A 24867-nucleotide genomic window follows, 5' to 3' on the forward strand; every position below is an offset into this window, starting at 1 on the left:
CAGTTCCATAGTAATTCGGATAAATCCACTCTTTCTAAACATGGAAAAAAAGATCGATAGACGAAGTTTTGTTCAAAAGTCAAGTCTGGGTTCTACAGGGATGCTACTTGTACCGGGTAATTTGCTATCGTCATTTAAAGGCCATAAAACCCAAATTGAGATTCCTATAAATGCCCATCTCTGGATTTATGCCAGTAGATTTCCTCCGGACTGGGATTGCACACCTGTTTTGGATACCGTATTTTCCGATTTGAGCTATGCAGGTATTCATGGCGTGGAGATTATGGAAGGCCAATTGCGCCATGATGATTCCGTGGAACGCCTAAACAGACTCATAGAAAAATATGAATTACCCGTTTCGGGATCTTCCTATGGCGTTGGTTTTAAGATGTGGGATGTTGCACAGCATAAGACGATTATGGAGGATATAAAGACTGTGGTCCCGCGATTGGCCCAGGTAGGTGGAAAAACATTCGGGATATCCGTGGGAGGCAAAAAGGACGGGCTTAAAACCGAAATGGAACTCGATGCGCAAGCTGCTCTTTTAAAAAAAGTTAGGTTCGTTTGTGAGGACAATGGTATAGAGGCCAATTTGCACAATCATACGTATGAAGTGGAGAATGATATGCACGATTTAAGAGGAACTTTGACCAGGATTCCCGATTTTAAGTTGGGCCCTGATTTAAATTGGTTGATTCGAGGGGGAGTGGACCCAGTAGATTTTATCAATGCCTATGGCCCACAAATTGTATATCTTCATATACGAGACCAGTACAAGGATGGTACCTGGTCTGAATATGTTGGGCAAGGGGATACGGATTTTAAACCGATCGCCGCTGCGCTTAAGGCCCAAAATTTTGAGGGGAAGACCGCCATAGAATTGGCATTTCCTAATGATTTTATTCCTAAAAATGAGTTGAAGGAAGATTGGAAAGTGAGCCGGGAATTTGTGGAAAAGACTTTTGGATGGTAGTATATCAATATCGGTCGCTTCCGAATAAGATAAAGTCGTAATAGTAGCTTTAAAAACTATTCCATTAAATATTGAACTTAAAACATTAACTATACTATGAAAATTGCCATGCTAGGTTCGGGCTTTATAGCTCGATTTTATGCGGAATCCTTACACGCACAAAGACGCAAGGATCATGTAATCATGGTCTACTCAAGAAACCAGGCCAATGCCGAACGTTTTGCCAAGGACTATGGACTACCCTTTTATAGCACCTCTATGGAAGAGGCCATTTCGCACCCTGATGTAGATGTAGTGTTGATTTCCTTGCCCAACCATTTGCACGAGGCTGCCGTACTGGCCTGCGCCAAGGCCAAAAAACATGTTATTTGTACAAAGCCGCTCGGGCGAAATGCCCAAGAAGCCAAACGTATGCTCGATGCGGTGGAAGAGGCGGGAATTTTTGGAGGGTATCTCGAAGATCTTTGCTATACCCCCAAGTTCTTGAAATCAATGGAAAGCGTAAAACGTGGAGATATCGGTCGCGTGCTTTGGACAAAATCCCGTGAAGCCCACCCGGGGCCTCATAGTGACTGGTTTTGGGATAAGGAAAAATCCGGGGGTGGAGCAATCATAGACCTCGGTTGCCATTGTGTGGAAATAAGCCGGAATTTTATTGGGAAGAACATAAAGCCCGTCGAGGTTATGTGTTGGGCAGATACCCAAGTACATCCCATAGACGCGGAGGACCATGCTATTGGACTGGTGAAATATGCAAACGGAGCCATTGGGCAGTTCGAGGTGAGTTGGACATTTAGAGGCGGAATGGACTTACGGGACGAGGTTATGGGAACCGAAGGTACTATATGGGTCAATAGTTTTTTGCGTACGGGTTTTGAAATGTTCACTACGGGAAAAGGAGATGACGGTTATGTGGCCGAAAAAGCAGAATCAAATTCGGGCTGGCTGTTTCCGGTCGGAGATGAGGCCCATGAATTGGGATACCCACATATGTTTACGGACATGTTTACCGCCATTGAAGAAAATCGGGATCCCTTGGAAACCTTTTATGATGGCTACGTGGTCAACGCGATTCTGGATGCCGCCTTTAAGTCGGCGGATAGCAAGACCTGGGAACCCGTAATCCTGGAGGATTGGCGGGGAGACGAACCCGAAGACCGTCAAAAAGACTGGGAATCCTACGATGACGACCATTATCTGATCAAGGACGAAATTTTACCTAATGGGGATGTCGCGGTGATATTAAAACATAAAAAAACAGGAAAGGTTTCCAAAAAAGTTACCCTGTCCTAGGCATATAAAGGATTAAACCTCAATGGGAATGCAATCTTTAGAGGTTGGGACACCAAAGAGCATACGTAAACAAATTAGGTTAATAGATCTTCGACAATCTGGAAGTTATGGACTTTAAGAGCACCTCGTATATCATAATGGGCGGCACTACCGGAATGGGTCTCACAGCGGCCAAGGCTTTGAAAGCCAATGGAGCTAACGTTCTCGTGGTGGGAAGAAATCCGGATAATTGTAAAAAGGCGGAGAAAGTCTTAGGACAAGGCGGTCTTTCAATAAGTGGTGATGCCACCGTTCCTGAAACCATAAAAACTGCGATTCAAATGGCCAATAACGCTTTTGGAGGTATTACCGGGCTATTCCATGTAGCAGGCGGAAGCGGTCGCAAATGGGGCGATGGCCCTTTGGACCAAATGACCTTGGATGGTTGGAACAAGACCTTGGAATTGAACCTAACTTCCTTGATGCTTTCCAACCAGGCAATGATTCGGTATTTTCTTGAACATGAAAAGGAAGGTATCATTTTGAACATGGGATCCGTATTGGGTTTCTCCCCATCTCCCAAGTATTTTGTCACCCATGCCTATGCTGCGGCGAAGTCCGCTATCATAGGTTTTTCAAAATCCATTGCGGCTTACTATGCACAGCATAATATTCGAGTTAATGTCATTGCGCCAAGCCTTTTCATTACACCCATGGCAAAACGAGCGGCAGAGGATAGGGAGATATTACAATTTTTGAAAACGAAACAACCCTTGGATGGAGGACGCGCCGGGGAATCTGAGGATATCGACAATGCCGTGCTGATGTTCCTACATCCAGATTCCAAATTTATAACCGGACAGGTCTTATCCGTGGATGGAGGTTGGACTCTTAGTGAGGGACAATATATATAAGTCTTTGAAAAAATGACGAAGCATTATTTGGGCATCGATATTGGAGGGACAAAAATTAAGACCGTCATCCTTAATGGGGAAGGTGAAATCCTGGAGCAAGATGAGGTTTTGACTGAAGATGGTGCTATAGATGCGGAATTTTGGAAGAAAAAAATAGTTTCCAAAATCACAGAAAAGACCAATCAATATGCTAAAAAAAATAATCGATCACTGCAATGCGCCATCTCGGCTCCCGGTCTGGTCGATAAAAAAAACCAGATGATTCTCCACATGCCCGAGCGCCTTCAGGGTATAGAAAATTTTAATTGGTCCGAAGAATTACAGCAAGGCATTAAAGTCATAAACGATGGGCATTCAGCCTGCTTAGCGGAATACGAGTCCTTTTACAAGAAGCAGGAAATACAACATATGCTTATGCTTACTTTGGGTACCGGTGTTGGTGGGGGCATCATTGTTAATGGAGATTTGTATCAGGGAGATTTGCAGCGGGCAGGTCATGTAGGCCATATGACCGTTGCCTATGATGGCGCACCTACCATGACCAATATGCCGGGCAGTTTGGAACATGCCATGGGCAACTACTCGGTTTCTGAAAGGACCGAAGGTCGATATCAAAGTGTCCACGAACTGGTAGATGCCTATAAAAAGGGAGAAGAAAAAGCAGAAAAATGGTGGTTGGAGTCCGTTCAAAAACTGGCGGTTGCATTGGCCTCCCTCACCAATATACTTTCTCCGGAACTGATTGTTTTGGGAGGTGGCATAACGGCAGGCGCCAAAGCTTCTTTGATGGAACCCTTACAAGATTTCATGACCCGCTATGAATGGAGGCCAAAAGGATATAAAGTAAAACTAGAGGCAGCAAGGCACGGTAGTTTTGCCGGCGCCATTGGAGCGGCCTTTTTTGCCAGGAACAACAATAGCCAATCAAGAGATAAATGAGCATTACAAAACAGTATTTGGAAAAAGGAAGGGACATCATTTCCACTGTAGAAAGACAGGAGTCCATAATTCAAGAAGTGGCACAACTGTTCGCCAAGTCTATTTTAAATGGTAGGATGGTACACTTGTTCGGATCGGGACATAGCCGAATAATGGTGGAGGAAATGTGGCCGCGTTATGGGTCTTTTCCTGGTTTTAATCCGATAGTGGAATTGTCTCTGTCCTTTCATAACTTAGTGGTAGGTGCCAATGGACAGCGGCAGGCGATGTTCCTTGAAAATGTATCGGGGCTCGCGGCCCGTATCCTTAGAAACTTTGATACCAGCCCATTGGATACGGCACTTATCATCTCCTCTAGCGGTTGCAATGTGGTTCCTATTGAAATGGCCGAGGAATTCCAACAACGAAACATTAAGGTGGTGGCCCTGGTGAGCAGTCAACACTTGGAAGGCAGCACTTCTAAAAGAGCCGATGGCAAAAAGTTGACCGATTTTGCCGATTACGTTCTGGATACCGGAGCGCCGTTAGGTGATGCCATGATTTATCTGGATGGACTCGATTCCCCTGTGTCGCCTGGCTCCACCTTAGGTGGCGTTTTGATCATAAATTCAATCAAGGCAGAATTGGCCAATATACTTCATAAAAGTGGTAAGTCACCCAAGGTCTTGAGCAGTGGTAAAATCGTTGGGGAGGAACGGGCAAAGGAGTTATTTGAATCGGCCTATGACGAACATGCCCATTTAATGGCAAAATTGTATGAAAATGTAGGGTCACAAAAATAGTTGTATGCACTTTACTTCAAAAATCACTAAAAACTATAAAACGGATATTCTCATTATTGGCAGCGGAAGTGCCGGGTCTACCGCCGCAATTGCCGCTTCTTCAGGAAAATTCAAAGTAACCCTTGTGGAACGTTATGGGTTTCCTGGGGGTACTTCCACACAAATGCTGGATACGTTCTACGGTTTTTTTACTCCATCTGACAACCCAAAAAAAATTGTTGGAGGTATACCGGACAAAATAGTGGATACCCTTAACAGATCAGGAGATATATTTTTAAGGCCCAATACGTATGGGGCGGGAACGGGTGTTAATTACAATCCTGAAAAACTAAAACAGGTTTGGGATAATTTATTCATGGAAAGTGGTGTAGAAGTCTTTTACCACTCCACCTTGGTGGGTGTGGAAAGTGTGGGAGAAACTTCTACCTGCATCTTCTTCCATAAGGGAATGGGTTTTTTTTCCATAAGTGCAAAGCGCATTATTGATGCTTCCGGCGATGCAGATTATTGCCATTGGGCAGATATTCCCTATGAACTTGCCGGGGAAAAAGAACCCGCACAGAGTATGACAACTACCTTTCGGATGTCCAATGTGGAGCATCAGGTTTATGAAGCGGCGGGAGGTAAGAAAATGCTCAAGGAAAAAATGGCGGTTGTTTATGAAAAAGGCTCACATCCCCTGCCACGAAAAGAAGGGTCCGCTCATGAAATGTGCCAGCCCAAATGTATATCCACAGTTGCCGTAAAAGTAGTTGACTTGGATCCTTTGGATGTGGAGGGCATTACCAAGGCTGAAATTGAGGGTCGCAAGCAAGCCTTTATTTTTGAGGATTTCTTTAGGGCCGAGGTTCCCGGTTATGAGAATGCCAAAATAATTGGACTGTCCCATCAAATTGGTGTTCGGGAAACCCGTCGCGTTTTTGGTGAATACCGATTGACCAAAGCAGATTGTATGTCCGCTAGAACGTTTGACGATCAGATTTTTCTTTGTGGCGCGCCTATTGAGGACCATAGAAAGTCCGATGACGACAGATCGGAGACCTTTTGGCAATATGTTCCCAATGGAGGAACTTATGGTGTTCCATACGGAACCATTATTCCAAAAGAAAGTATGAATTCTTGGGTTGTAGGTCGATGTTTTTCCGCGACTCATGACGCCCACGCTTCCTGTAGGTCCATGGCCCAGACCATGAGTATGGGACAGGCTGCCGGTATTGCTGCGGTACAATCATTGAACACCGACCAGGAATCCAAGCATATTGACATTTCAAAATTACAGGATTCCCTAATTGAACTAGGAGCTATTTTGGACACGCCAAGTAAGATTGCGGATATCTCCCGAAATGGATGGGCGAATAATTAAAAACAATGAAACAAGATTTTTTTAGAACGGTTCTCGGTGATAGGCCCGTCACAGAAATGGGGCTTACCTATGCCCATGAGCATATTGTTATAGATGATTGCTATGTTACCGCCAAGCACCCGGAGTTTTTGCTGAACGATGTTCGTAAAATTTCTACCGAGCTTACCAGTTTTTACAATGCCGGGGGGAGAACCGTGGTGGATACTATGCCGGCGAATAGTGGTAGAAACGTTTTAAAGTCGGTGCAGGTTAGTGAAAATAGCGGGGTAAACATTATTGTACCCACAGGTCTTCACTTGGAAATCTACTACCCGGAAAGCCATTGGCGCTATTATAGTACGGAAGATGACTTGACCCGACTTTTTATAGCGGATATTGAAGAGGGCATCGATCAGTTTGACTATTCCGGTCCTTTGGTCAAAAGAACGCCCCATAAGGCGGGGCTCATTAAATTGGCCACAGGAGATGAATCCTTTACAAAACATCAGGAGTTGATTTTTAGGGCCGTTGTCAATGCACACCTGGAGACCGGAGCCCCGATTTTAACACATACCAATTTTGGCAGGCAGGCATTGGAACAAGCCTTACTTTTTGAGAAATTGGGCGCAAATTTGCAACACGTTGTTTTGTCACACGTAGATCGTGCAATGGATGTTGAGTATAACAGGGCAGTTCTGGAAGTCGGTGTCCGTGTTGAATACGATAGTGCCTTCCGCTGGAAAAAAGACCAGCCCAACCATACCCTACATCTTTTGGAAAAACTGCTCCCGGAATATCCCGAACAGGTTACCATGGGTATGGATATGGCCAAGAATGCCTACTGGAAGAGTTATGGTGGCCAACCTGGGTTGAACTATCTTATTGAAACCATACCTGATTTTCTAAAATCAAAAGGATTGGAGGAGTATTATCAGCAAGTATTTTTTGAAAACCCAAAGATGTTATACGCATTCTTTAGACCCTCTTGAACAAATTATAGGAAATAACTATTGCGTATTGGGTATTCTTTGGTGTTACAATATAGATCACCATATAGGTTAAGGCCCGCTTTACTGGTCCTAAACCGAACCGAAATATGCAAAATGGGATTCCCTTCGGAAATCCCCAAATTTTGTGCTATTTCTTTCGTGGCAGTTATTGATCTTAATTCTTGTTCGGCACCCATTACTTCAATTAGATATTCCTGACTCAGGGTTTTAAAAAAAGAACCCTCTACGAAATCATTCGGTTTAATAATCTCCAAGGCATTAAGCGAATACCAGTTATTCTCCAATACCACCGGTCTGTTGTTAATATGCCGAACCCGTTGAAAATATACACATTTGGATTTTTGCTCCTCCTGTGTTAGGGAAAATGCTATGGTCGGGTCCCAATTCGTAATTTTTGGTTCCTTGGTCAGTATCGTTTTCACTTCATAATCAATCGCGCCGGAAAACCCCTTTATCGTCAATAGCCCCAGGGATTTACGCCGTTCCAGAACTTTGCTGCCCTTACCATGTTCCTTTTCGATAAAACCTTCCTTCATCAGTTCGTCAAGAGCTTTTCTTACCGTGGTCCTTGTTGTGCCGAACTTGTGGCAAAAATCGTGCTCAGAAGGCAGATAACTTCCTATGGGGTATTTACCGGTTTGTATCCTCCTCTTTATGTATTCCTGAATCCGTTGGTATTTTTTTGCTTTTTTCAATAGTAGGGAATCGCTGTTTATCAGGCAATATACGTCATAATAGAAACTTTGGCCAAACCTATGAATCCCTAATCTTGCTTTGTTTGCATTGCCAAACTTTAAAAAATGATAACTTCGGCAAAGGGTAAAGTACTTATAATTCTCACCTAATTGGAACAAGTGACCTGACCCATTTTAAATTTCCCAGAGAACCCACAGCTAATTGTAAGAATAATTTGTTTGTAGCACTTTTAAAGTTCTTGATTCCAGAGGGAATTGCCGTATTTCTACTGTAACACTTATATCTTTTTGTCGTCCAAATAGAAAAGAAGTTTTGATGTGGATTTAGTCGTAATAAAAGAAGTCTCTTTGCTGATGAATGCCGTAGGGGTAGGGAATTGCTTTTTATTATCATTCTCGTACCTCAAAAAGAAAGAAGGTAGAACGCTTGCAAATCCTATTCTTTCCTTGTTGTTCTTTATTCTCGGATCGGTAATCTTGAATACCATATTTAACTTTATGGGCTATAGTGATTCCTTAAATGGGTTTGAGCCCATTACAAATGCTCTTATATTCGGGATAGCGCCTCTATTGTTTTTATATGTACGTGGTCTTGGCAAAGAGGCTCACTTCACGAATCTATGGTCTGTACACCTCATTCATTTTTACTGCTATTTGGCCATTACTATTATTTCAATAGTACTTCCTCATAGTAGTTTTGGTCAATGGGGGCGATCATTAACGGAGAGCAAATGGATGATTTTTTTATGGAATTTTCATTTTTTGGTCTATCTGATTGTAATTTTCCTCAAGTTTAGAAAGGAAGATATCAACTTTCCATGGACATCAAAATTGTTGGTTTACGGCATCGCTTCCATTTGGTTTCTTAATTTATTGTTTTTCCTATACCGTTTTTACGTGCAACCACTGCCTAATTTGTTCTATCTTAATATTACACTTTTATTTTCCGTTATGACCCTGTATCTTTTCTATCAAAAATTAGGTGTGGAAGTCATTCCTAAATCAAATTATAGAGGAAGAAAATTAAATAAGACCCAAATGCCGAATGGTGGAACTGATGTTTTGGTAGCCACCATTCGGGAGCAGAAGTACTACAAGGACCCAGAGCTGGATATTAGAGCTTTATCCGAGCTGGTACAGATGCCTTATCACGAATTGAGTTTCAAAATCAACCAAGAATACCATCAGAATTTCAATACCTTCATCAACAGCTTTCGAGTCCAAGAAGTAGTTCAGGCACTTGAAAATCAACAGCATAAGTCATATACCATTATGGGCTTGGCCAGGCAGGCGGGCTTTAAGTCGGCATCTGTGTTTTATGCCGCCTTTAAGAAAGAGAAGGGCTCTACCCCTACAGATTTTCTAAAGGATATTATTTGAAATCTTCTTTTCCTGTTCTGATTTGTAAATGCGAACAATGAAAATTCAAGAAGCCATCTTGATTTTAATAGTATTGTCATAGCATTTATTTCATCAATCAATAATCTTTAGGCTGGTTACTGACTAAAAATCCAGTCTGTCTAAAAATGACATCATGAAACCGTTACTACAATTTACCGCATTAGTCCTATGTATTTGCTATGGAACACAAGCAAAGCAACCCCAACTAAATTTAGGAGAAGACAAGATCGCTTACGATATTACTATTGATTCAAAAAACGTTAGGATAGCCAAAGTCAGGATGTCCTTTATCCCTAAAGACAGCGTGCTCTACATGATTAACGGTGCCAGTCAACTTCCTAAAAGGTGGGCCACTTTTGTTCAAGACATCAAAGCTGTGGATTCCAGAGGAAAGTCGATTTCCTTAACACCGATGGACGACGCCATGTGGAGATTGCCATCGTCGATTAAAGAAAGAATAACCGTAAGCTATAAGGTGCATCTTGACCACGAAAACCACGAATGGAGTGGAGGACTGGACGGAGTGGCTTATGCCACCGAGTGGGGCGTATTTTACACCGCAAGGGCCCTTTTAATTTTTCACGGGGAGGACTGGGAGGATATCCGTATTGACTTTAGTATACCCGAATCATGGAAGATAACCACGCCATGGCAAAAGCTGAATCCTGATAAGCACTCCTTCAAGGCTCAAAACCATTCAGCCTTGATGCAAGCCATGTTATTTGCTGGTACCCATGATGAGCTTTCATTTAGAAAAGAAGGGTTTGAATTGGTTTTTGCATTAGGGGGAGAAGAGGTATTGACCGAAAAGCAGACTTATGAAGATATGGCAACGGGGATATTGGATTATTATATCGACCTAATGGGTGGGGTGCCCAATCCGTCGCCCAACAATGTTTTGGACAAGGCGGTGGTTATTATCAACAGTGCAGGGACTACAGACGGAGAGGTAATAGGCAATAACATAAGTATTTTGGTTGAAAAGGGAGGAGATCAGATGTCCAAAATGATTTCCAAATTTATTTTTGCCCATGAGTTTTTTCACTTGTGGAATGGGAAGTCCTTTCTACCTGAAGGGGAGGACACCGAATGGTTTAAAGAAGGCTTTACTAATTTTTACACCTTAAAAGCTTTACGCCATATCGGTTTTTTGAACGACGAGGCCTATTTTCAAGTGCTCAACAATCTTTTTTATCAGCGGTATAGCCAAGATGAGGGGGTTGGTAAAATATCAATGATACAAGGGGAGGAAAAACATGCTCATTGGGGATTGATTTATGGTGGAGGATTGTTCGTTGCCATAGCGCAAGACATAATTATTCGTAAGGCTACGGCCAATGCCAAGAGCTTGGATCATTTGATGAAAGCTTTTTTTCAAAAGTATGGTGGAACGAATGAGCGATATACTATTGAAGATATACAGCATAGTTTAAGCGAGTTGAGTTCAAAAGACCAAACTAACTTTTTCAAAACCCATATAGCCGGGACAGAACCTTTGCCCATAGCGGATTATCTCTCCATGGCCGGGTTGCATGCTAAAATGGAAGAAGGTAATCTTCGCATCGCCAAAAAAGAAAGTGCTTCTCCTTTCGAAAAAGATATGGTTAAAGGTCTTTTAGGGCTTTTAAAATGACCCTGAATAATTTTAGTATGAAAAGGAATATATTTCTCGTCCTAGCATTATTGAATTTAGCATGCAAGGGTCAAAAAACCCAAGATAATGAGGAAATTGGGACGGTTGCCATAACCGGCACGGATGGAATAATTTACACCGGTGAATCCGGATTTATCAATGTGCCGGAAAATAGAGATAGTTCGGTATCCAAAAGAATAAGATTACCTTTTTTTAGGATAAGAACGGAGCATCCCGATCCGTTTCCACCCATTTTTGTTTTTGAAGGCGGGCCTGGCGATAATCCCTCTATTTTGCAACACTTGGAGGATTTAATGCCGATTTTACATTCCTTCTCGAAACGTAGCGATGTGATTGTAGTGGAGCAGCGGGGAAATGGCCGGTCCGAGCCTAATTTAAGTTGCCCTGGGTTTTTTGAGCTACCCCTGGACGTTGACCTTACCAAAGAGGGTTTCTCCCGGGTTTATAAGGCCTTTATGAAAAATTGCGCTCTGTATTGGCAGGATAAAGGGCGGGAATTATCCGGTTATAACGTTTTGGAAATGGCCGATGATATTGACGCCGTTCGGAATTTATTGGGGTATGAAAAGATTATGCTATTTGGGGGTAGTTTTGGAAGCCACCATGCATTGGCCTATCTGCAACGCTATCCTGATAGAGTAGAGCGGGTTTTATTGGATAGTGCCGAAGGACTGGGTCACACGATGAAACTTCCATTGGATGCGGACCGTATGTTGAAACAGCTGTCGGAATTGATTTCGGAGGATGCCAGCCATTCCGAAACACTTCCATCTTTTATTGAATTAGTAAAAACAATAATTCGAAAATTGGAGAAGGAACCTGTCCAGATAAATACGTTACACCCTGTCACCAATAAAGAGGTGCCAATCGTTTTAGGAGCTTACGATTTACAATTGGTCACGGCCTTGGAACTTGGAAGAATGGGATATCGAGAGCTTCCATATCATTATTTGCAAATGCAAAAAGGGGACTTTTCTTGGTTAGCGGCCTATGCGATTCGGATTCGCTTGGGACAGTCCCGTAACCTAATGGCAGTACTAACGGATTGTGCCTCGGGTGCCTCCATGGAGCGACGGAAAATGGTAATGGAACAAAGTAAAACGGCTATTTTAGAAGATGCGCTCAACAATATCAACTTTGAGGCCTGTGATCTATTACCGTTTAGGAATGTTAATTTGACCTTGACGGCTAACTTTAAGTCACCGGCACCCTTGTTGATAGTGAATGGAGATCACGATGCGAGAACCCCTTTGACCAATGCAAAGGAAATTTTGGAACACTTTGAAAACGGGAGGATTTTGGAGGTCAAATACGGTTCGCACGACTTGTTCAGGGAAGGTTTTGACATCTTGGCTCCTGTACTAATCGGTTATTTGACCAGTGATGACCCATTAAGTTTTAAGTTACCGGTCAGATTGGAAGTGCCTTTGAATCTAAGACTCCATTAAATGGTTTGGATGACAAATACGTTTATTTCCCTATTTGGGGTATGATTTGAAAGTATATTTTTTTAGTCTTAAAAATGTTGATTTACGGAACTAGGAAATGACGATAGGTATCGGCTATGATTTGTGATCGTTGCATTATTTTTAATATAAGCTTAAAAGCAAGAAATGACCATAAAGTGAATCATACTTTATAGCTGTTATTAGTCGCTGTTTTTGAATCCAGATTCTAAATCATAAATTGAAGCGCAGTGTATCCTTAAATTAGCTTTACCATTTTTTGAAAACCAAACCCATAGGTCAACTCCCGGTGCATAGTAAAAGCCAGAGTCCAATTTAAAAAGCTCAACAGATGTATTGTTTTTATGAATTTTAAGCATGCCACTATGATTGCCGATACGGGCAACCTGATCTTTATTCAACCGGTAGCTACCAATTATTTCTTCATCTGTGAATTCTAACTGTCCGGGATGTTCCCAATCATGTATTCCGCCAATATCCAAGTAATGATTAATATTTCTTACCAGTGCTGGTCTAAGCCAGTATGATAATTTTACATTCGATAAATGGACTATTGACCTTTTTTTATCCATGTCAAAATAGACCATGGTATAAAATCCTTTCCAATCTCCTGTGAAATGATACTTGTTTTGATCGGTCCTTTTGTACCAATGAAGAATATTGAAGTCACTTGAGGAATTTTTCATATTTAATTCCTTTGCTAGTTTTCCTTTGGGATAAATAGAGCCTGAAATAAAAGACCTGCTCCATTTGGATAAGTCTTCTGCAGAAAAAAACAAATTGCAATCTCCATAGAATGCCTCAAAATCGTCAGAATCATTTACTTGTGCTGTGCCTTTTTCGATGGAATAGCCCATGGCTCGATTGTTTGGAAAGCCCTTTAACCTTGTCGGTCTAAGAAACCAATCATCCATGCCAAGCGGTTCTGCAATTTCTTTCCTTATAAAGTCTTCATAGGAAACTTTGCTTATATTCTCAATTATGATGGCAAGAAGAATATGATTGAATGCGTTGTACATAAATTGACTACCTGGCTGGAATTCTAATTTAGGTTCATCATTAATCAGAAATTCAAGAAATACGCTATTGCTTAAGAGAACTCCTTTCTGTACATTATCAAAAACATAACCATCCGAAACAATACCCGAAGTTTGTTCCAACAAATGACGAATAGTTATTGATTCGTATGGAAAATCTTGAATGAAATCCTGTACAGGAGTGTTTAAATCAATTTTATTTGAATCTACCAACATTATCATTGCAAACGCAGTGAAGGTTTTGGTAATTGAACCAGTATCCATCGGAGTATCTGTGTCAAAGGGTGTTTGAAGCCTCAAATCCGCATAACCAAATCCTCTAGAAAATAGTACACTATCATTTTCGGTCACAATAATTGCCCCATTGAACAGGTCTCTTTCATGGAGCTGTTGAAGATAGTGCTCTAAATTGATGTTTCCTTTGTCCCTTTGACAGGAAATTGACAATAAAAAAATTAAGATATAAACACATTTTTTCATTTTAAGGAATTGTCGCCAATAAGGATATAGAATCTTATACAATCTGCATGTACCATAAAAGTAAACAATCATACTAATTAGTGTAATCAAAAAGGAGGTCTCCTAAAATAGGCACTTTTTGGAACTTAGAAGGAAGGTGGGTATGGCCAATTAAATTGTTCCATAAAAGAACGGAACAAAGGAAAACTCCATTCCAAGTGCGGCTTGTTTCATCTCTTCCAGAACTTCGCCACAGAACAAAAATTCACCCGGATTGGCGATTGAAAATAAATTTTCAAAATGTCCGGCCGTAGTAGTCCCCATTGGAATATATACAATAAGTGAGGATTGAAGCTGCTAAAAAACAAAACATGACGCTGTATTCGAGAGTATAGAACCGCTGAGGACGTTATGGTTCATATTAATCACTTCAACGGCACTATTTCCGGAGTACCATTAAATTCTAATTTTTTCCCACCTTATTTCTTGACCATAAGATTTTTGTAAAGAGTTTCCCGCTCTTGGTCTCTTTTGGTAGTTTCGCTACTTCAGCTTTTAAAGGAAAAAAAAGATTTCAATATTACTTTTTGTAAAGAGTCCAGGGCTGTAGGCTTCTGGGTACAAGTATTGTTACTAAAGATTCACAAATTCAAACCCGACCAAAGGAATATTCCGAAGATCCCTTTCTGTTTCATTGAGCAGAATGCCATGCTCCAGATAAGCCTTTAAGTTGGCCAGCCAAAAGGTCCAGCCATTGCTGCAACCATAATGGATGTTCAAACTGCTCTGCTCATCCGTTGGAATATCATACTGTTTTAAGGTTAGCAGACATGCGTTTCCCTGACTTTCTATATGTACGGAGACTTTGCTGTCCGTAAAAGAAATCTCTAGGAAATCCGTACCATTGGTCCGTATAACTTGTCCCTTTTCCTGGTCATCCCAATTGTGCCATTCCCAAATATAGCTATCGCCGGTTTGCATAGAGTCCTTTTTACTACGTTGCTCACCTTCCGGTGAGAAGTACTCGGCCTTTCTCAGGAACCAGGAACAGATACCTTCAGGAGTTGCCCAGCACCAATAGAGTTTTTCCTTTGTAGTATTTATATATATTTTCTTGGTGAAAGAATCAAAACTTAGCTTTTCCATAGGGTTTATTATTTAATACGTTTTAGTTCGTAATCATATAACTGTCTTCCCAACTCCGCTAAAAAGGGAATACCAATTTCATCATATTCGTACTTATTATCATTAAAGATACCGTCCTTATTTACAAGGATGGTGGCCGAAAGCATAAACTCCACATTATTTTCCGTATCCGTAATATAAGCGCAGTCTGTGAGTGTGCCATAAGCAAAACCGACCTTATTGTAGATTTTTATGTTCCCCGGGATGTTTTCCTTGGTATCGCCGTACAAAAAGAATTTACAGTATCCATCATAATACTCCACTGGGTCGTAACCCACGGCTTTGGGCAAGGTATGCATGGCCGTTAATAGATATTCCCGTTGTGGTTCGGTAAGTTGGAACTTTTCCTTATCGGAAAACTTCTCCGGGAAAACGACCCTTTTCAATACCCCATGTTGGGCATCTATGGGATAATAATTTTTCAGACCAAAGTCAAAAGGTTCTTTCATTAATGAGTCTTCTTCATAGAACCCTGTTCCTTTCCTCACTTTGTTCAGTTGCAAGGGCCTTGCAGCCGTATTTGTACTCCCCTCCAATGTGGCTGTTGTGCTGTCATTAAGGTAAATGATCAGAGGTTTTGTAGTTACATCATCGGAATGATAGCCCAAACGGTGGGAAATCCGTACTGGGTCCACGCCTTTATCCCTCAATCGGTTATTGATCGCATCTTGACCTAAAAATTCTACCAAGCGATTATTGGCGTGATTGTCGCTAACCGCAAAAATCTCGGAAATAGCCTTGGCGAAGGTAGTCTCGATGGAATCGCCTTCCACATAAAAACGGGTATTCCTGTCCAATGTATCTATTTCGTTCAGTTTTTCCAGGGCCAATACGGCAATGGGAAATTTTACTGTGCTTGCGGGATAGAAATAATTGTGCTTCTCCACTTTAAAATCGTGATCTGTAAAAATGATGCTATCTTTTTTGCGATCTATTTGGGTATAGCGGATCTGTACTTCAAATTGGTCTACGCTATCCATAACTCGTTTAATATTCGGATTCTCCGAGGAAAGCACTTTTTGCAGGGGATTCTCCAAAACCTGGGCATGTGAACAAGCCATTAAAACACTACATATAACTAGGGAAAAAAAGAATAATCTCATTCTAGTTTAAGTTTTGGTCGGTTGTTTTTTTTGCATTGGGCTAAAAATGGTTATATGTTTTTCAAGATCAGGCTATTTCCCTTCTTTTGAGATCCCTGGCGAGCTCTCCTCGTAAATCTCTCCACGATGTGGCTTCAAAGCATCCCTTACCTTGATCATTTCAGATTCATCAACGATTAAATAAGCAATACTGTGAACATCATTTAGTCGCTTGGAGCCTGCAAGCCCCTTGTTTAAATCAATGGTGGCACTATACTGTTTCAAATGTATTTCGTGATGTTGTGCCGTTTTATCTGCGGCTGGGCCCCTAAAGTCCCAAATAAGTCGTATTCTTTTCTTCACTTTGGTTCTAAAGGTTTATGTATCGGCAACAGAGATGCCTTTTTCCGCAAAGGCCTTAAAATCTTCGGCATATTTTTGGGATTGTTTCTTAAAAGCCCCGGGCATAAAGAATCCCATTACTTTCATCATGAAACTGGAAAACTGAAATTCCGCCTCGGATATCCATTGGGTACTATGTCCGTCTATGTCCTTAAAATAATTCTTCTGAATGTTATGTACTCCCTTAGTATCATAGGTGGCATGAAATTCATGGGGAAAGTTGCTTCTAAGAATGGTTTCAATGAGTACCATATCGCGTTTGCCCATTTTATAATGTAGTTCCATTTGGGCCCCTTCTGCTCCAGGTGTATCGGAGAGCTGTTTATAGCTGACAAGGCCTCGTTGCCAATGTTTCATATTATCAGGATTGTCCAACTTCTGGACAAACGCTTCAATAGGGATATCAATAGTGATTTCCGTAGTATATTTCATGGTCGGTGTAGTTATTGTATTCGCCCTACTAATGTAATAAAATAATGTAGGGGTGGCCTCTAAAAATGTGTTAATCCAAGGTTTATAACTTGTTAAGCACACATTAATTTTTATTTTTGCCGGATGTTTATCTTTTTAAGCAATGCAAGGACAAAAGGTTTCCTTAGCTTTTTTGTAGTGCTCCTTATAGTGTCCTGCGGTTCCTTTTTGAAGGAGAAAGAGGAAAAAGAACCATTGGCAAGGGTAGGGGACCACTATTTGTACAAGGAAGATATTTTGCCCTTGTTAAGAAAGGGCATTTCCCATGAAGACAGTGCTTCCTTTGTTACCAATTACATCAATAATTGGGCTTCCAAACAACTTTTGTTGGATAAGGCAAAAATTAATCTACAGGAAGAAAAATTAGCGGAGTTCGATGCTTTAGTGGCCGATTACCGCACAGACTTATATACAAGGGCCTACAAGGAAGCGTTGGTAAGTCAAGGAAGTGATTCCTTGGTAAGCCAGTCCCAATTGAAGAGTTTTTATGAGCGCGAAAAGGAAAACTTCAAATTGAAGGAAAAGCTTGTACAGCTTCGTTTTATTGAGCTCCCGACCGAGTTTTTGAATAAGGGAGAAGTCATAAAGCGACTAAAAAGCTTTACGGAAGAGGATATGGTCTATTTGGATTCCATAGGGGTGCAGTTCCGTAAATTGAATTTCAACGATTCCATTTGGATCAGGGCCTCCAGGGTAATCGAGGAGATTCCCCCCTTGACCTTTGATAATCAGGACCGATACTTAAAAAAATCACAATTTTTTGAATTGGAGGATTCAATAGGGGTATATTTGGCTAGGATAAACGATGTTCGTCAAGTTAATGAAATAGCACCCTTGTCCTTTATAGAGCCTACCATTAAACAAGTACTTCTCAGCAGAAGAAAATTGGACTATATACGTAAATTGGAGACGGAATTAATAGATGAAGCCATTAAACAAAATGAATTCGAGGTCTATGTACAAGATAACTAAATCCCTTATTTTAGGGGCGTTTATAAGTATACAAGGGGTTTTATCGGCCCAAAGTAGTAATGCTGTTGCATCGGATTCCCAAGGGGAGCCCATGGCGTCCACAATGCAAGCCGAGGCGGAAATTAAAAAAGACACCTCCGAGAACTTCAAAAGAATAAAGTTGGATGGTATTGCGGCGGTGGTAGGCGACTATGTAATCTTGGATTCCGATATCGACAAAACACTAATAGATCTAAAAAGTCAAGGTGCGTCCACCGAGGATATCACACGATGTGGACTTTTGGGAAAACTTATGGAAGATCGCTTGTATGCACATCAGGCCGTACAGGACAGCCTTTTGGTATCCGATGATGAGGTGGCGGCCACTACCGAGGCACAAATTCAGGAATTGGTATCAAGGACAGGATCCATGGCCAAGTTGCTAAAGTTCTACAGGAAGGACGATGAGGCCAGCTTGCGGGAAGAAATCGGTAAAATAAATAAACTTCGTATGCTGTCCGAAAAAATGCAACGTGATATCATTTCGGAAATTGAGATTACACCAGAAGAAGTGCGGCAGTTCTTCAATAAAATTCCCGAGGATGAACGTCCTGTTTTTGGTGCCGAGCTTGAAATTTCCCAGATTGTAAAGCAACCAAAACCTACCGAAGCCGAAAAGCAGAAAGTTATTGACAAGCTCAATACCATCAAGGCCGATGTTGAGGACAACGACGCTAGTTTTAGTGTAAAGGCCATTCTGTATTCCCAGGATCCCGGCTCCAAACCAAGAGGAGGATTGTATAACGGTATTACAAAAAAGTCTGGATTTGATAAGACCTTTAAGGACGTAGCTTTCAGCTTACGGCAAGGCGAGGTGTCTGATCCCTTTGAGACCATGTTCGGTTTCCATATAATTTATATTGAAAAAATAAGAGGTCAAGAATTGGACCTTCGCCATATCTTGATTCAGCCTGAAATTTCACAGGAAGCTTTGGATGGGGCAAAGTCCGAATTGGACAGCATAAGGCAGAAAGTGTTGGACGGAAAATTTACATTTGCCGAGGCCGCACTTAATTTTTCCGATGAAAAAGAGACCAAATTTGATGGAGGCCTTTTACGGAATCCTACCAATTTTGATTCAAAATTTGAGTTGACGAAAATGGATCCCACATTGTATAACCAGGTGAGAAATTTAAAGGACAATGAGATTTCCTATCCCATTTTTGAGGAAGACCCGCGAGGTGGCGGTCCAAAGTATAAGATCTTGAAGGTTACCAACAGGTATGATGAACATATCGCTGATTTTGCAAGGGACTATACCAAAATCCAACAGTTGGCCCTAACTGAGAAGCAATACAATGCCATAAAAAAGTGGATGGAAGAACATATTGAAGATACCTACATTAGCGTAAACGACAAAAACAGGGAATGCAATTTTGCCAACAATTGGGTAAAGAACTAGAAGAATGTCAGACGTTACGGCGATCAATCAACTTGTAGAAAAACATAATGCGCTCAAACAGGAAATTGCCAAGATTATTGTTGGTCAAGAAAAGGTCATAGACCAGATTTTACTTTCCATTTACACGGGAGGCCATTCATTGCTGATAGGTGTGCCCGGGTTGGCCAAAACCTTAATGGTAAACACAATAGCCCAAACTTTGGGGTTGGATTTTAAACGTATCCAGTTTACCCCGGATCTAATGCCCAGCGATATTCTGGGAAGTGAAATCTTAGATCAGAACAGAAACTTTAAGTTTATAAAAGGCCCTGTATTCGCCAATATAATTTTGGCGGACGAGATAAATCGTACGCCGCCAAAGACACAAGCCGCACTTTTGGAAGCCATGCAGGAGCGTGCGGTTACCATTGCAGGGCAACGCTATAAATTGGAATTGCCCTACTTTGTCCTGGCCACACAAAACCCAATAGAACAGGAAGGGACCTATCCTTTGCCTGAAGCCCAGTTGGATCGTTTTATGTTCGCCATAGAACTAAAGTATCCGTCCGTTGAAGAGGAAGTACGCGTGGTAAAGACTACGACCAATGACGAATTTCCAAAGGTCGAGGCACTTTTTAACGCCCAGGAGATACTGGAAATCCAACATTTGGTTCGAAGGATTCCAGTACCGGACAATGTGGTAGAGTATGCGGTAAATTTGGTCAACAGTACGCGTCCTGTTTTGTCATCTGCCTCGGATTTTGTTAAACAGTACATCGATTGGGGCGCCGGACCCCGGGCTTCACAGAACCTTATTTTGGGAGCCAAGGCCCATGCTGCCGTTCATGGCAAGTTTTCTCCGGATATGGAAGATGTCCGGGCCGTGGCCATGGGGATTCTACGGCATAGAATTATTAAAAACTACAAGGCAGAGGCCGAAGGTATTTCCGAAGAGGATATCATAACAAAACTTCTTTAAGTATTTTTCCTAACTTTTCAAGGTGAAAAGAGCAAAGGACAAATTTTCAAAACAATCCAAAGCGTATAAAAAATTCCGTCCAACCTATCCGAGTACCTTATATGAGGAACTATTAAAATGGGTACATACTAAGGATGTTTGCTGGGACTGTGGTACTGGAAATGGTCAAGTTGCCTCCGCCTTGTCCCCATATTTTCGTACCGTTTTTGCGACGGACATTAGCCAGAAACAGATTCAAAATGCCGGAAACCGGGATAATGTCATTTTTAAGGTCGAAAGGGCCGAAAACACCAACTTCCAGGATAGTCAATTTGATTTAATAACCGTAGCACAGGCTATTCATTGGTTTGATTCGGCCGTATTCAATAGCGAAGTTAGGAGAGTTGGCAAAAATGGAGGGGTACTGGCTGTATGGGGCTATGGATTGCTACGGATTTCCCCGGCAATTGATGAACTAATAGCTCATTTTTACAAAGACATCATTGGCCCTTATTGGGACAAGGAAAGAAAACATATTGACGCGGCTTACGAGACTATTGATCTGGACTTTCAACCACTTGCTATCGACTCGAATTTTGCAATAACCGTCCAATGGGATTTAAGAAGTCTAAGAGGCTATTTGAATACTTGGTCCAGTGTTCAAAATTATATGGGCCAAAATAATGGCGAAAACCCTGTGGATGGTTTTATGGATAAATTAAAATCCTCATGGGGCGATACGGAGCAAAAGAGCATCAATTTCCCAATTTTTATGAGGGCTTTCCGAATTGAAAAATAGCCATGGGAGTAGTTTTTTTCTTCCACTTTTTCAGGTAGACGGACCAAATTATAATCAAACCCGAAATTTTTTGCCAATTACCCGAAAATAGTTGCCCTACGCGTTCAAAAAATTTCTTTTGCCCCTTGGATTTTCTTAATTTTACTGAATTGCAACAATTAAAACTAAGAAGAGAATGGCATTTGATATTGACATGATAAAAACGGTGTATGCCAACATCGCGGAAAAGGTAGAAGCTGCTCGAAAAATCGTTGGTAAACCACTTACCCTTTCGGAAAAAATATTGTATTCCCATTTGTGGGATGGCAAAGCTACCGAGGCTTTTGTCAGAGGCAAGGACTATGTGGATTTTGCTCCGGATAGAGTGGCATGTCAAGATGCGACGGCCCAAATGGCCTTATTACAGTTTATGCATGCAGGGAAGCCAAAGGTAGCAGTTCCCACTACGGTCCATTGTGATCATTTGATTCAGGCCAAAGTGGGTGCCGAAGCAGATTTAAAAAGGGCAAACCAGACCAGTAACGAAGTATTTGATTTTTTGGAATCCGTTTCCAATAAATACGGCATCGGGTTTTGGAAACCGGGTGCGGGAATTATTCACCAAGTGGTTTTGGAAAACTATGCCTTTCCAGGAGGAATGATGATAGGAACAGACTCCCACACAGTAAATGCAGGAGGATTAGGCATGGTAGCCATAGGCGTTGGAGGAGCCGATGCGGTAGACGTAATGGCCGGCATGGCATGGGAATTAAAGTTTCCCAAGCTTATTGGGGTAAAGCTTACCGGAAAACTTTCCGGATGGACCGCTCCTAAGGATGTTATCCTAAAAGTGGCGGACATTCTTACCGTAAAAGGAGGAACAGGTGCCATAGTGGAATACTTTGGGGAAGGTGCTACCTCCATGTCCTGTACCGGAAAAGGAACCATATGTAATATGGGTGCCGAGGTAGGAGCTACCACTTCTACCTTTGGATATGATGAATCCATGGATAGATATTTAAGGGCTACAGATCGGGCCGATGTGGCCGATGCGGCATTACAGGTAAAGGAACACTTGACCGCCGATTCCGAAGTTTATGCAAATCCGGAACAATACTTTGATCAAGTTATCGAAATAAACCTTTCAGAATTGGAACCTCATCTCAACGGGCCCTTTACTCCAGATTTGGCGACTCCTATTTCTAAAATGAGCGAGGCCGCCAAGGAAAACGATTGGCCGTTAAATGTTGAAGTAGGATTAATAGGTTCTTGTACCAACTCCTCCTACGAGGATATTTCAAGAGCGGCGTCATTGGCCAAACAGGTAGCCGATAAGGATTTAAAAATGAAATCCGAATTTACGATTACCCCGGGTTCCGAGCAGGTGCGCTACACCATAGAACGTGATGGATTTATCAATACCTTCAATACTATAGGAGCCACGGTCTTTGCCAATGCCTGTGGTCCCTGTATAGGGATGTGGGACCGGTATGGGGATAAGGCGGCCGACGGGCCTCGAAATACGATCGTACACTCCTTTAACCGGAATTTTGCCAAGCGCGCAGATGGAAATCCGAATACACTGGCCTTTGTAGGCTCTCCTGAACTGGTTACAGCAATTGCTATTGCCGGACGGCTGGATTTCAATCCTGTTACGGATAAACTGATAAATGAGGAAGGCGAAGAAGTAATGCTGGACGAACCTAGGGGTTATGAACTTCCACCCGAAGGTTTCGCGGTAGAGGATGCAGGTTATATCGCTCCCAAGGAAGATGGATCCGGTGTTGAGGTTAAAGTTAGTCCAACTTCGGAGAGATTGCAATTGCTGGCTCCTTTTGAACCTATAAAACCGGAACAATTGCAAGGGATGAAGTTGTTGATCAAGGCCTTTGGAAAATGTACAACAGATCATATATCCATGGCAGGACCTTGGTTACGCTATAGAGGACATTTGGATAATATTGCCAATAATACGCTAATCGGAGCTGTAAACGCATTCAACAAAAAAACCAATTTTGTAAAGAATCAGTTGGAAGGGGAATATGGCGGTGTTCCGGACACCCAAAGGGCGTATAAAGCCGATGGAACCAAAACCATTGTTGTGGGCGACCATAACTATGGTGAGGGATCTTCCCGTGAACATGCGGCCATGCAACCTAGGCATTTGGGAGTTGCCGCCGTATTGGTGAAGTCCTTTGCCCGTATTCATGAAACCAACTTGAAAAAGCAAGGGATGTTGGCATTGACTTTTGCCGATGAAAGCGATTACGATCGTATTCAAGAGGATGACACCTTCAATTTTGTGGATATTACCGATTTTAGTCCTAATAAACCACTAACCATTGAAGTGATTCATTCGGATGGTAGCAAGGACAACATCATAGCGAATCATTCCTATAACGATGCGCAAATAGGATGGTTTAAGGAAGGCTCTGCACTGAATGTAATCAAACGTGAAAATGCCTAGACCAAAACATTTTGAATATAAAACTCCCAATTTTAGGGAGTTTTTTTGTTTAGATATCGGATGAAACGAAGTACGATACTCACACTTTTAGTTATTGCCTTGGTATTGGCACTTTTCGTTACACCCCTTGGTTATCATGGTAAAGTATGGTTGAATCAATTATTTTCGGGAACTCCGGATATAATTCCTACCTCAAAGCGAGAGAAGTTGGTGGATTATAATTGGAAGCTCAAAGATGCCGAATGGGATTTCTTTAGTTTTGACAAATCCAGAGGGAATGTGATCTTTATCAATTTTTGGGCTTCTTGGCGCTTGCCTTGTGCGGCGGAGCTCAAGGGCATACAGAAATTGTACGATGTTTACGGGGACAAAGTTGACTTTTATATCATTACCAATGAGGAACGACTTCCGGTGGAAGAATTTATGGAGGTAAAAGGTTTTACCTTTCCGGTTACTTATCTAATTATTGGTGGGCGTTCACCAATTGAGGTTTTGGAACCTCCGGCTTCCTATATTATAGATAGGAATGGATACATTGTTGTAAAGGAAGACGATATCAAGGATTGGGATACAACATCAGTTCACGAATTGTTGGATGAACTTCTAAATACTGGGACTTAGTGAGATACTCAAAAAAACACGTTTTCTTACGCCTTTTAGTCCTAGGTGCGTTGGTTTTTTTGTTTTTTACCCCTTTAGGGTCTCGAGTTACGGCAAAATTAAGTGGGTTGGTCGCTCAAAGTTCTGCGATGGTAAAAACGAAAATGCAGACCCCCTTGGATACGTATCAATGGGAATTGGAGGATATGGATTCCCATACCTTTAATTTTGAAACCCAAAAAGGAAAAGTTGTGTTTCTAAATTTTTGGGCAACCTGGTGCCCTCCTTGTGTTGCAGAAATGCCCAGTCTTCAGAAATTGCATGATGCTTATAAGGACAAAGTGACTTTTATGTTCGTTGCCAAGGACGAACCCGAGCGTGTATCCAAGTTTTTGAAAAAAAAGGGCTATGACTTGCCGGTGTATTATTCCAAAACCCAAGGGCCTGATGTTCTTACCTCCAAAACGATTCCAACTACTTATATTATTGATAGGGACGGAAAAATAATCCTTGCCGAGACAGGTTCCGCAAATTGGTACAGTGAAGAAGTTAGGGAAAAATTGGACAGTCTGGTTAAGTCCGAATGAG

23 protein-coding genes are annotated in these 24867 nt (G+C 41.8%); 17 read left to right on the forward strand and 6 right to left on the reverse strand.

Annotated elements, in window-relative coordinates; all coding sequences use genetic code 11:
• Window positions 1-40 precede the first annotated feature (40 nt).
• The 7 genes from D7Z94_RS17895 to D7Z94_RS17925 all read left to right on the forward strand — a co-directional run bounded on the left by D7Z94_RS17895 (window position 41) and on the right by D7Z94_RS17925 (window position 7211).
• A complete protein-coding gene (locus tag D7Z94_RS17895; RefSeq protein ID WP_120712920.1) occupies window positions 41-973 on the forward strand; it encodes a sugar phosphate isomerase/epimerase family protein in 933 nt (310 codons plus the stop codon).
• A gap of 96 nt (window positions 974-1069) precedes the next feature.
• Window positions 1070-2266 carry a Gfo/Idh/MocA family protein gene (locus tag D7Z94_RS17900; protein WP_120712921.1) on the forward strand — a complete coding sequence of 399 codons (1197 nt, stop codon included), beginning with the start codon at window positions 1070-1072 and terminating at the stop codon, window positions 2264-2266.
• A 107-nt stretch (window positions 2267-2373) separates the two neighbouring features.
• Window positions 2374-3159, forward strand: coding sequence for an SDR family NAD(P)-dependent oxidoreductase (locus D7Z94_RS17905; RefSeq protein WP_120712922.1), 786 nt, complete (start codon window positions 2374-2376; stop codon window positions 3157-3159).
• Window positions 3160-3171: 12 nt separating this feature from the next.
• Entirely contained in the window at window positions 3172-4098 is a 927-nt protein-coding gene (locus D7Z94_RS17910; protein ID WP_120712923.1) for an ROK family protein, read from the forward strand.
• Window positions 4095-4880 carry a sugar isomerase domain-containing protein gene (locus D7Z94_RS17915; protein ID WP_120712924.1) on the forward strand — a complete coding sequence of 262 codons (786 nt, stop codon included), beginning with the start codon at window positions 4095-4097 and terminating at the stop codon, window positions 4878-4880. The genes D7Z94_RS17910 and D7Z94_RS17915 overlap by 4 nt, the downstream gene beginning before the upstream one ends.
• Window positions 4881-4884: 4 nt before the next feature.
• Complete coding sequence (locus D7Z94_RS17920) at window positions 4885-6243, forward strand: FAD-dependent oxidoreductase (RefSeq protein WP_120712925.1); 1359 nt, start codon at window positions 4885-4887, stop codon at window positions 6241-6243.
• Window positions 6244-6248: 5 nt separating this feature from the next.
• Entirely contained in the window at window positions 6249-7211 is a 963-nt protein-coding gene (locus tag D7Z94_RS17925; RefSeq protein WP_120712926.1) for a phosphotriesterase family protein, read from the forward strand.
• A gap of 5 nt (window positions 7212-7216) precedes the next feature.
• Here the strand turns inward: D7Z94_RS17925 and D7Z94_RS17930 are convergent, their stop codons facing one another.
• A complete protein-coding gene (locus D7Z94_RS17930) occupies window positions 7217-7927 on the reverse strand; it encodes a GntR family transcriptional regulator (protein ID WP_158594675.1) in 711 nt (236 codons plus the stop codon).
• 318 nt (window positions 7928-8245) lie between these two features.
• Here D7Z94_RS17930 and D7Z94_RS17935 point away from each other — a divergent pair, with 318 nt between their 5' ends.
• From D7Z94_RS17935 to D7Z94_RS17945, 3 genes are all read left to right on the forward strand, one after another.
• Window positions 8246-9307 (forward strand): helix-turn-helix domain-containing protein, encoded by a 1062-nt coding sequence (locus tag D7Z94_RS17935; protein ID WP_147415925.1) that lies wholly within the window; start codon window positions 8246-8248, stop codon window positions 9305-9307.
• A 154-nt stretch (window positions 9308-9461) separates the two neighbouring features.
• On the forward strand, window positions 9462-10961 hold the full coding sequence (locus D7Z94_RS17940; RefSeq protein WP_120712929.1) for a M61 family metallopeptidase: 1500 nt from the start codon (window positions 9462-9464) through the stop codon (window positions 10959-10961).
• Between the two features lie 17 nt (window positions 10962-10978).
• On the forward strand, window positions 10979-12430 hold the full coding sequence (locus D7Z94_RS17945) for an alpha/beta fold hydrolase (protein WP_158594676.1): 1452 nt from the start codon (window positions 10979-10981) through the stop codon (window positions 12428-12430).
• Between the two features lie 200 nt (window positions 12431-12630).
• Here D7Z94_RS17945 and D7Z94_RS17950 read toward each other — a convergent pair whose 3' ends face one another.
• From D7Z94_RS17950 to D7Z94_RS17970, 5 genes are all read right to left on the reverse strand, one after another.
• Window positions 12631-14037 (reverse strand): serine hydrolase domain-containing protein, encoded by a 1407-nt coding sequence (locus D7Z94_RS17950; protein ID WP_120712931.1) that lies wholly within the window; start codon window positions 14035-14037, stop codon window positions 12631-12633.
• 540 nt (window positions 14038-14577) lie between these two features.
• A complete protein-coding gene (locus D7Z94_RS17955) occupies window positions 14578-15090 on the reverse strand; it encodes an SRPBCC family protein (protein ID WP_120712932.1) in 513 nt (170 codons plus the stop codon).
• Window positions 15091-15098: 8 nt separating this feature from the next.
• Window positions 15099-16232: a serine hydrolase gene (locus tag D7Z94_RS17960; protein ID WP_120712933.1), complete on the reverse strand. Its 1134-nt coding sequence runs from the start codon at window positions 16230-16232 to the stop codon at window positions 15099-15101.
• Window positions 16233-16304: 72 nt separating this feature from the next.
• The gene (locus D7Z94_RS17965; protein WP_120712934.1) at window positions 16305-16574 is read right to left on the reverse strand and encodes a hypothetical protein; all 270 of its coding nucleotides are present in this window, start codon (window positions 16572-16574) and stop codon (window positions 16305-16307) included.
• 15 nt (window positions 16575-16589) lie between these two features.
• Entirely contained in the window at window positions 16590-17045 is a 456-nt protein-coding gene (locus D7Z94_RS17970) for an SRPBCC family protein (RefSeq protein WP_120712935.1), read from the reverse strand.
• A 123-nt stretch (window positions 17046-17168) separates the two neighbouring features.
• On the opposite strand from D7Z94_RS17970, the gene D7Z94_RS17975 reads away from it, so the two are divergent.
• The 7 genes from D7Z94_RS17975 to D7Z94_RS18005 all read left to right on the forward strand — a co-directional run bounded on the left by D7Z94_RS17975 (window position 17169) and on the right by D7Z94_RS18005 (window position 24866).
• Entirely contained in the window at window positions 17169-18056 is an 888-nt protein-coding gene (locus D7Z94_RS17975) for a peptidyl-prolyl cis-trans isomerase (RefSeq protein ID WP_120712936.1), read from the forward strand.
• Entirely contained in the window at window positions 18040-19497 is a 1458-nt protein-coding gene (locus tag D7Z94_RS17980; protein ID WP_120712937.1) for a peptidylprolyl isomerase, read from the forward strand. Before D7Z94_RS17975 ends, D7Z94_RS17980 begins: the two co-directional genes overlap by 17 nt.
• Before the next feature lie 4 nt (window positions 19498-19501).
• Window positions 19502-20455 carry an AAA family ATPase gene (locus tag D7Z94_RS17985; protein WP_120712938.1) on the forward strand — a complete coding sequence of 318 codons (954 nt, stop codon included), beginning with the start codon at window positions 19502-19504 and terminating at the stop codon, window positions 20453-20455.
• A gap of 22 nt (window positions 20456-20477) precedes the next feature.
• Window positions 20478-21233: a class I SAM-dependent methyltransferase gene (locus D7Z94_RS17990; RefSeq protein ID WP_120712939.1), complete on the forward strand. Its 756-nt coding sequence runs from the start codon at window positions 20478-20480 to the stop codon at window positions 21231-21233.
• A gap of 175 nt (window positions 21234-21408) precedes the next feature.
• Window positions 21409-23679 (forward strand): aconitate hydratase, encoded by a 2271-nt coding sequence (locus D7Z94_RS17995; protein ID WP_120712940.1) that lies wholly within the window; start codon window positions 21409-21411, stop codon window positions 23677-23679.
• A 60-nt stretch (window positions 23680-23739) separates the two neighbouring features.
• Window positions 23740-24300, forward strand: a complete 561-nt coding sequence (locus D7Z94_RS18000) for a TlpA family protein disulfide reductase (protein WP_120712941.1) — start codon at window positions 23740-23742, stop codon at window positions 24298-24300.
• 128 nt (window positions 24301-24428) lie between these two features.
• The gene (locus D7Z94_RS18005) at window positions 24429-24866 is read left to right on the forward strand and encodes a TlpA family protein disulfide reductase (protein ID WP_120713209.1); all 438 of its coding nucleotides are present in this window, start codon (window positions 24429-24431) and stop codon (window positions 24864-24866) included.
• The last annotated feature ends 1 nt before the right edge of the window (window position 24867 follow it).

The organism is Ulvibacterium marinum (assembly GCF_003626755.1).
Taxonomy (GTDB): domain Bacteria; phylum Bacteroidota; class Bacteroidia; order Flavobacteriales; family Flavobacteriaceae; genus Ulvibacterium; species Ulvibacterium marinum.